This is a genomic window from Flavobacterium sp., assembly GCF_035760125.1.
In the GTDB taxonomy this organism is placed as follows: Bacteria; Bacteroidota; Bacteroidia; order Flavobacteriales; family Flavobacteriaceae; genus Flavobacterium.
This window is the reverse complement of record NZ_DASTTN010000340.1, coordinates 1-7,671: the sequence shown is the minus strand read 5'-3', so window position 1 is coordinate 7,671 and position 7,671 is coordinate 1. Positions and strand designations below refer to the sequence as shown.

8 protein-coding genes and 1 pseudogene are annotated in these 7,671 nt (G+C 38.5%); 8 read left to right on the top strand and 1 reads right to left on the bottom strand.

From position 1 onward, the window contains the following. The 8 genes and pseudogenes from VFS71_RS12135 to VFS71_RS12100 form a co-directional block, all read left to right on the top strand. Positions 1–320 (top strand): annotated as a pseudogene (locus tag VFS71_RS12135) (MFS transporter); the annotation flags it as partial. A gap of 278 nt (positions 321–598) precedes the next feature. Further along, positions 599–2,815, top strand: coding sequence for a molybdopterin oxidoreductase family protein (locus VFS71_RS12130; RefSeq protein WP_326401550.1), 2,217 nt, complete (start codon positions 599–601; stop codon positions 2,813–2,815). 17 nt (positions 2,816–2,832) lie between these two features. After that, the gene (locus tag VFS71_RS12125; protein ID WP_326401549.1) at positions 2,833–3,402 is read left to right on the top strand and encodes a 4Fe-4S dicluster domain-containing protein; all 570 of its coding nucleotides are present in this window, start codon (positions 2,833–2,835) and stop codon (positions 3,400–3,402) included. Between the two features lie 55 nt (positions 3,403–3,457). Further along, the gene (locus tag VFS71_RS12120; protein ID WP_326401548.1) at positions 3,458–3,973 is read left to right on the top strand and encodes a Rieske (2Fe-2S) protein; all 516 of its coding nucleotides are present in this window, start codon (positions 3,458–3,460) and stop codon (positions 3,971–3,973) included. An 18-nt stretch (positions 3,974–3,991) separates the two neighbouring features. After that, positions 3,992–4,243 (top strand): DUF6755 family protein, encoded by a 252-nt coding sequence (locus VFS71_RS12115; protein ID WP_326401547.1) that lies wholly within the window; start codon positions 3,992–3,994, stop codon positions 4,241–4,243. A gap of 180 nt (positions 4,244–4,423) precedes the next feature. Next, positions 4,424–4,771 (top strand): MmcQ/YjbR family DNA-binding protein, encoded by a 348-nt coding sequence (locus VFS71_RS12110; protein ID WP_326401546.1) that lies wholly within the window; start codon positions 4,424–4,426, stop codon positions 4,769–4,771. A 41-nt stretch (positions 4,772–4,812) separates the two neighbouring features. After that, entirely contained in the window at positions 4,813–6,342 is a 1,530-nt protein-coding gene (locus tag VFS71_RS12105) for a glycosyltransferase family 39 protein (RefSeq protein WP_326401545.1), read from the top strand. A 151-nt stretch (positions 6,343–6,493) separates the two neighbouring features. Continuing rightward, positions 6,494–6,982 (top strand): SRPBCC domain-containing protein, encoded by a 489-nt coding sequence (locus VFS71_RS12100; RefSeq protein ID WP_326401544.1) that lies wholly within the window; start codon positions 6,494–6,496, stop codon positions 6,980–6,982. A gap of 74 nt (positions 6,983–7,056) precedes the next feature. On the opposite strand, the gene VFS71_RS12095 is transcribed toward VFS71_RS12100, so the two are convergent. Beyond that, the coding region (locus VFS71_RS12095; RefSeq protein WP_326401543.1) for an FAD-binding protein at positions 7,057–7,671 on the bottom strand (615 nt) is incomplete at its 5' end.

The following is a 7,671-nucleotide window of genomic DNA, read 5'->3' as shown; positions in this document are numbered from 1 at the left end:
CCGTTACGGTGATTATGTTTTTGATTTGGATTCCGTTCGGGAAGTTTTTTCATATCATTCAACGTCCGGCTCAAATCGGGGCTCACATTTACAAGAAGCAAGGAATGAAAATGGGAATGGCGGTTTGCCCACACACGGGCGAGGAGTTTGCCACTAAATTGCATATTCAGGATTTGAAAACTGTAACGGAACAATTGGGTTTTGATTTTTCGCACGAAGACGGAACATCACATTTGGATTTAAGCCCCGAAGGGAAAAGATCAAGATTAGCACAAGCGCATTTGAAGGCAAGACTGGAAGGTGGTAATTTGTTTGGATAATATTGGAAGTTAGAAGAAGAGGATAGAAAGCAGATTGGATGAAGGTGGATGTGTTAAGAATGAAATGTTTTTATTGAAAACAGATGTTGATTACGACCGCGTGAGGGATAGAAGCCAGCTACCGAAGTAGCGCGGATAGCCCGACCGCAATAGAGAATGGGCCGTATAAACGCAATGTAAATTAGGCCCATTTTCTATTGTGGTCACGCCCAAAGAAAGATTATTAGATTGCAGAATTCAGATTTTAAAAGATAACAGACAACTGTAAAAAATATAAAATGGCAAAATTACCGGTAGCAGAGGAGAATATAGTAAAGCATTTTGGCCCTACGCTGAATTATGCGCCAAAAGACGGATATGTAGGCAGGGACGAGCCAGATGAAGCTGTGAAAACGCATTGTTGTTTTTGCGGAATGCAATGCGGTATCCAATTATTGGTGAAAGAAAATAAAGTGGTAGGGTTTGAGCCTTGGATGGAATTTCCTTTTAACGAAGGCAGACTGTGTCCAAAAGGGGTTCAGCGCTATTTGCAAAATAACCACCCTGACCGATTGATGTCTCCTTTGAAAAGCGTTCCTGGTCAAGGATTTGTACCTACTTCTTGGGATGATGCAATGGACAAAACAGTTTCGGAGATTAAACGCATTCAGGAAAAATACGGAAATGACGCGTTCTCGATGCTATCGGGAGTTTCATTAACGAATGAGAAAAGTTATTTGGTTGGAAAATTTGCCCGTGTAGCTCTTAAAACCAAAAATCTGGATTATAATGGACGTTTGTGCATGGTGAGTGCTGGTGCGGGGAACAAAAAAGCGTTCGGTCTGGATAGGGCTTCGAATAATTATTCGGATTTGGAATATGCTGAAGTGATTATAGTGGCAGGTGCCAATATCAGCGAGACTTTTCCAACGCTGACACACTGGATTTGGAAAGCTCGTGACCGCGGTGCCAAGATTATAGTGGTTGACCCAAGGATGATTCCGCTGGCACGAACAGCCGATATTCATTTGGACGTACGTCCGGGAACCGATTCGGCTTTGTACGGTGCAATGCTGAAATATTTGGTGGATCATGATATGCTGGATCACGATTTTATAGATAATTATACTTCGGGTTTTCAGGAAACGATAGATGCAGTAAAAGATTATACGCTGGAGTGGGCTGAGGAAGTGACAGGAATCGATAAAAATAAAATACGCGAGGCAGCCGAATTGTGGGGTAAAGCTAAAACGAGTTTCTTGCTTCACGCCCGCGGAATCGAACACCACTCGAAAGGTGTGGATAATGTTTTGGGATGTATCAATTTGGTGCTTGCAACAGGAAGAATCGGAAGGCCGTATTGTGGTTATGGAACTATTACCGGACAAGGAAATGGACAGGGTGGTAGAGAGCACGGTCATAAATGTGACCAATTGCCCGGAAACAGAGATATTGAGAATCCGGAACACCGTAAGTATATTTCGGAGGTTTGGGGAATCGATGAGAAAGATTTACCTGGAAAAGGGCTTTCGGCTTATGAAATAATCGAAGCCATTCACCGTGGAGAAATTAAGGGATTAATCTCGATTTGTTTCAATCCATTGGTGTCTTTGCCGAACAGTAATTATGTTCGTGAAGCTTTGGAAAAACTGGAATATTACGTTTGTATTGACTTTTTCCTGAATGAAACAGCACGCCACGCCGATATTGTGCTGGCAGGTTCGTTGCAGGAAGAAGAGGAAGGGACGACCACTTCTGCAGAAGGAAGGGTGATTCGAATTCGCCAAGCGGTAACTCCTCCGGGAATGGCCAGAACAGATACTTCTATAATATTGGAATTGGCCAAACGTTTGGGCGTGAAAGATAAATTTACCTATGAGAATAGCGAAGCTATTTTTAACGAACTGCGTGTGGCTTCCAAGGGAGGAACAGCAGATTATAACGGAATCACCTATAAACGAATTGAGGATAATATGGGAATCTTTTGGCCTTGTCCAACCGAAGATCATCCCGGAACACCAAGATTATGGGAGGACAAAAAGTTTAAAACCCCTGATGGGAAAGCGCATTTTAATCCCGCGCCGTACAAGCTTCCTGGCGAAGTGACTGATGCAGATTATCCTGTAATTTTGACCACAGGTCGCGTGGTGTCCCAATATTTGAGCGGTACGCAAACCCGCAGAATCGGTAAATTAGTCGATCAATATCCAGAGCCATTATTGGAAATTCATCCTAAACTGGCACAACAATACGGAATCAAACAAAGAGAATTAATAAAAGTTTCCACCCGACGAGGCGAAGGAGTTTTTCCTGCGAATATTGTGGAAACCATTCGAGAAGATACTGTTTTCATACCGTACCATTGGTCGGGTAAAAAATCGGCAAATCAATTAACGCCGGGGACTTTAGATCCAATTTCCAAAATACCAGAGTTCAAAGTATGTGCTTGTCATTTGGAACCGCTTAAGGAAATAGCGCCTCCTTCCAAAGAATCAAAAGCCTATGCAAGCGTTTAATCTATAAAAAAGGAAAAATGAATTACACCAGTTTCAATAAAAACGAGGAATTTTTTGTAGATATGCAACGTTGCATTGGTTGTAAAGCCTGTGAAATGGCTTGCGCCGAATGTGAGACGAACGGTCAGGAATCCTTAATCAGTGTCAATTATGTAGATCGGGCTTCGACTGTGCAAACCACCGTTCAAGTGTGCATGCATTGTGACGATCCAGTATGTGCCAATGTGTGTCCCGCCGATGCGATATCCAAAGATGAAAACGGAATCGTGCATACCGCAAACACCGAAAGATGCATTGGGTGCTCAAATTGTGTTTTGGCTTGTCCGTTTGGTGTGCCAAAAAAAGAAGAGTCCTATGACTTAATGATGAAGTGTACGATGTGTTACGACCGAACCAGTATCGGTAAAAAACCAATGTGTGCAACAGTTTGTCCAAGCGGGGCTTTGTTTTTCGGTACAAGAACCGAAATCGAGGAAATGCGCCCGAACAGTACGCCGGTCAATACCTTTATATTTGGTAAAGAAATTGTCAATACCAAAGTCAATATTATGATGCCAAAAGGAAGCGCGGAGCTGATTATATACTAGGTATTAAGTATTAAGAAAGTGTAATTTGAAACATAAACTTTTCACTACATAAAAAATGTCAAAAGAAGATAATTTAAATAAAAATTGGAAGAAAGACTTTCCAATCCTCAAACAGCAAGCGACTAATGTAAGCCGTCGTGATTTTGCCAAATTCCTGACCCTTGTTTCGGGAGGACTGATGGTAGGCAGCGGACTCGTTGCTGCCAAAGCCTATTTGCTTCCCAAAGAAGAAGTCGAAGGAGAGCATTTTGTGTGCAAGAAAGACGAGGTTCCTTTGGGTGGAACCCGCGCTTTTGTAATCGAGGGCAGTACCATACCCTATATTTTGATTCATCTCGAAAGCGGGGATTTCAAGGCCTACGAGCAAAAGTGCACCCATCTGTCGTGTTCTGTATTTTACAAACCCGGCACTGGAATCATTCATTGCCCATGCCACGAAGGTTCATTTGATGCCAAAACTGGAGATGTTCTGGGAGGGCCACCACCAAGAGCTTTACCGAGTCTGGAAGTGTTTTTTAAGGAAAACGATATTTATGTTAAAGCGTCTCAGCATGAAGAACACGCAGTATAAAAACTAAAATATAAAGCTATGAGTACCTTTAGAACCAGCCAAAATCAGGCAAATCCAAACAAGCTGAACAACATTCTTTCGACCTTGATATTCATATTAATTTTGAATGTTACCATACAGATTTGGTTGTTGTATGCCTCTTTGAACAATGCTTTAGATAATAATAAAGAAATTTTGATACCAGCATTTATTGCCTCTTTAATTTTATTTTTAATAGGCTTTAGCTGGCTGTATTATTTGCCATCGGGAAATAAACCACAACAAAAATAGTAGAAGGAAAAGGCTTTATTTATTACAATCCCAGTTTAACGACTGGGATTTTTTATTGCTATAGATTATTCAAACGCAACTTTTTAGAAAGAACTGGGTTGAGCTCAATGTCATTATTTAAGAGCTTTTATGGTACGTTAAAATCCTTTATATTTACGGACTAACAAATTAGCATGCAAAATGAGCGTTGAAGAAATACAAAATATATGCAGGGAAATGCCAGCAGTGAGAGAGGATATTAAATGGGGACATGACCTAGTTTTTTCGGTTGGAGAAAAAATGTTTTGTGTCGTTGGATTGGACCAATCTCCCACAACCGCTTCATTTAAAGTTGCGGATGATGAATTTGAAGAAATTTGTAATTGGCCAGGATTCAAACCAGCTCCCTATGTTGCCAGATACAAATGGGTTTGGATTGAAGATACCAATAAAATGAAAAAAGCAGATTGGGAAAAATACCTTCAGCAATCTTATGAGTTGGTGAAAAATAAACTTACTGCAAAAATAAGAAAGCAATTGGGTTTGTAATTAGCGACATTGCGAAAAATCAATAACAGACAGCACCCACAATGACAAAAAAGACATTATTTTTACTCGGTTTTATCATACTGAAATTTGTGTTGCAATATTCTTTAATAAGTTCAGACTACGACTTACAACGAGATGAATATTTGCACCTTGACCAAGCCCATCATTTAGCTTGGGGTTATTTGTCGGTACCACCTTTTACTTCTTGGATTTCCTATATTATTTATCTTTTGGGGAATTCTATTTTTTGGATTAAATTTTTTCCTGCCTTGTTTGGCACCTTGACGATTGTTGTTGTTTGGAAAGCAATCGAAGAATTAAAAGGTAGTTTGTTTGCCTTGATTTTGGGAGCAACCTGTGTGTTTTTTTCGGCACTTTTAAGGCTGAATACTTTATACCAACCTAACTCTTTTGATGTGTTGTGTTGGACGACTTTTTATTTTATTCTAATCAAATACATCAATACCGAAAACACAAAATGGCTTTTCATTGGAGCAATAGTATTTGTTTTTGGTTTTCTGAATAAATACAACATCGGTTTTCTTATTATTGGATTGATACCCGCTCTTGCCTTGACGGAACAGCGTAAAATATTCGGTCAGCCTAAATTGTATCTTGCCCTTGTTTTAGGATTGTTATTAATTTTTCCAAACCTTTTATGGCAGTATAATAACGACTTTCCGGTGATTCATCATTTAAAGGTATTAGCCGATACGCAATTGGTTTATGTAGATAGGCTAGGTTTTTTAAAATCGCAATTACTTTTTTTTATAGGTTCTTTTTTTGTCATTGTATTAGGACTGTTAGCCTTGTTATTGTACAAACCATTCCAGAAATACAAACTGTTCTTTTGGAGCATTATTTTTACACTCGCAGTTTTTATGTATTTTAAAGCCAAAGATTATTATGCCATTGGTCTTTATCCTATTTACATTTCCTTTGGTTCTGTTTATTTGGCCGATCAATTGAAAGAAGGTTGGAAAAGGTATTTACAGCCTGTTTTAATCCTATTGCCAATATTACTTTTTATTCCGATGTATAAAGCGTTTTTCCCAAACAAAAGCCCTGAATATATAGTTAATCATGCCAAAGCGTATCAAAAATTTGGTTTGCTTCGTTGGGAAGACGGAAAGGATCATTTGTTGCCACAAGACTTTGCCGATATGTTGGGGTGGAAAGAATTGGCCCTGAAAGTAGATTCTGTTGCAGCAACACTGCCAGATTTGGAACATACTTTAATTCTTTGCGATAATTATGGACAGGCTGGTGCGATCAATTATTACACTTCTAACAAAAAAGTGATTGCCCATTCCTTTAATGCTGACTATATTAATTGGCTTCCTTTGGACAAAGAAATTAAAGATGTGATTTTGGTAAAAGAGGATGACGATGATGACAAAGGGAGAACAAGAGAAATTCCAATATTCGACACTGTTTATTTGGCAGGCAAAAGAATCAATAAGTTTGCAAGAGAACCTGAAATATCTATTTATGTATTGCGAGGCACAAAAGTGGATGTCAACAAAAGAATAAAGGAAGAAAGGGAAGAGAAGAAAAATTATAGTGATTAGTGTGATAAGGTGATCTGTTCATATTCTCTTTTTGATAAATATAGAAATAAGATTGTCCAAATCAGCCCTCCAAAAAGTCTACTTTTGCAATTAACTAGTTGATAATTAGTGATATATTTGTTTGTTCGAAATTTTAAAAAAAACATATATCATGGAGACAACAGATTTTACCACTACCTTATTAGTTGACCAAACTCCCGAAGCAGCATTCAATGCTATTACTAATGTTCGCGGATGGTGGTCCGAAGAAATTGAAGGCAACACAGAGAAACTTAATGATGAATTTACATATCATTATGAGGATGTTCATTATTGCCAAATCAAATTAACAGAAGTGATTCCTAACAAGAAAGTGGTTTGGTTTGTGAAGTATAACTATTTTAAATTTACGAAAGATAGAAGCGAATGGACAGGAACCAAAATGAGTTTTGAAATTTCTGAGAAAGACAACAAAACAGAAATCCGTGTTACGCATCATGGACTGGTCCCAGAATTTGAATGTTATGATATCTGTAGTAATGCCTGGACGCAATACATTCAACAAAGTTTAAAGAATTTAATTACCACAGGAAAAGGCCAGCCAAATGCCACCGGAAAACCAACAACAGAAGACGAAAAGAAATTTAGTAGTGCAAAGTAATTCGTCTTTTTATAAACCAAAAAAGTCCCTCAACTTTCTGTCAAGGGACTTTTTAAAATTTATTTTTAAACGTTTTATTGTTGAATATCTTTCGATTCATATTTTACAAATCCTCCACAATTACCATTACGGTCAATTGATTGCTGAACGATAAGATTACCAATATCAATCATATTGTTTAGTTCGTATAAATCGGTGCAAGGAAGATGATTTTGTATCTTTTCGTCAATTTCGTTTTGCAGGCTTTTAAGGGCTTCTTTGGCTTTTAATAAATCTGAATCAAATCGAACAATTCCAGCATTCTGACGCATCAACAATTGCAGTTTAGCTTTTGTCTGGGCGATGTATTCGGGAGCGATTTTTGTTTTGTTTTGGATAGGCCATTCCGGGCTAATGCTTGCCTTTTTTGGAGCGATAAAAGGGTTTTCGGCCAAGTAATGGTATATTTTGTCCGAGTATACCAAAGCTTCCAACAAGGAGTTTGAAGCGAGTCTGTTGGCGCCATGTAAACCTGTTCTGGAACATTCACCACAGGCAAATAAATTCTCTATGGATGTTTTTCCATTGATATCTACAACTATTCCGCCACATAAATAATGTTGGGCAGGAACAACAGGAATCCAATCTTTTTCAAGGTCAATACCTACTTTTTTGCAATGCTTATAAATCATTGGAAAGTGGTTTTTGAA

Coding starts and splice junctions, on each gene's coding strand:
- VFS71_RS12120 (WP_326401548.1), top strand. CDS start 3,458: ATGTCAAAAGAAGATAATTTAAATAAAAATTGGAAGAAAGACTTTCCA.
- VFS71_RS12105 (WP_326401545.1), top strand. CDS start 4,813: ATGACAAAAAAGACATTATTTTTACTCGGTTTTATCATACTGAAATTT.
- VFS71_RS12100 (WP_326401544.1), top strand. CDS start 6,494: ATGGAGACAACAGATTTTACCACTACCTTATTAGTTGACCAAACTCCC.
- VFS71_RS12125 (WP_326401549.1), top strand. CDS start 2,833: ATGAATTACACCAGTTTCAATAAAAACGAGGAATTTTTTGTAGATATG.
- VFS71_RS12115 (WP_326401547.1), top strand. CDS start 3,992: ATGAGTACCTTTAGAACCAGCCAAAATCAGGCAAATCCAAACAAGCTG.
- VFS71_RS12130 (WP_326401550.1), top strand. CDS start 599: ATGGCAAAATTACCGGTAGCAGAGGAGAATATAGTAAAGCATTTTGGC.
- VFS71_RS12110 (WP_326401546.1), top strand. CDS start 4,424: ATGAGCGTTGAAGAAATACAAAATATATGCAGGGAAATGCCAGCAGTG.